Origin of the sequence: Streptomyces sp. WM6386, assembly GCF_000972385.1 — a bacterium.
Lineage (GTDB): Bacteria > Actinomycetota > Actinomycetes > Streptomycetales > Streptomycetaceae > Streptomyces.
In genome coordinates this window covers 1-604 of the sequence record NZ_JXTE01000371.1, presented here as the reverse complement: position 1 = coordinate 604, position 604 = coordinate 1, and the positions used below count along the sequence as shown (strand labels likewise).

Below are 604 nucleotides of genomic sequence, written 5' to 3'. Positions count from 1 at the left end.
TCGCCACAGGGAGCCTCAAAGTCCCGGTCGCGAAGATCTACCACGGCCTGGAACAGGTCCGTGACGCCCAGGCCGATGTCGAGTCAGGCACCACGCCGGGCAAGCACGTCGTCGTCCTGGGCGACTGAGACCTGGGCAACTGAGAAGCGACAAACAACCGCTCACGATGCCTGACGCTCGACGACGGCCGGCCACAGCATCCGTACGAGGAACTGGCACAGGAGTTCAAGAAGTCCTTGCTAGACGGCCCAGCCCGGGCATCCCACCGGGCGCGTGCCAGCAGGCGCCGGGCTTCCAGGAGGCGCCGCTCGTCGATGAGTTCCCGTACCCGCTGCCAGCAACACCCCAGAGAGCAGGAGCCATATGAGAATCCGACTGACCGCCCGAGAGACCGTCCTCACCGCAACCCTCGACGACAATGCGACGGCACGCGACTTCGCCTCGCTGCTTCCGCTGACGCTGCAGATGGACGACCTGCTCACGCGCGAGAAGTACGGTCCCTTGCCCCGGTCTCTGACCGCAGGAGGCACGCCGCAGTTCAGCTACGAGATCGGCAACATCGCCTACTGGTCTCCCGGTCCCGACATCGCCCTCTGTTATGACC

The 604-nt window shown here is 65.2% G+C and carries 1 protein-coding gene and 1 pseudogene; both read left to right on the top strand.

Annotated features, from left to right (window positions below; translation table 11 throughout):
- Positions 1-128: pseudogene (locus TN53_RS49415) on the top strand (zinc-binding dehydrogenase); the annotation flags it as partial.
- Between the two features lie 235 nt (positions 129-363).
- Positions 364-604 (top strand): cyclophilin-like fold protein (locus tag TN53_RS41790; protein WP_267886609.1); only part of this gene is annotated, 241 nt, incomplete at its 3' end.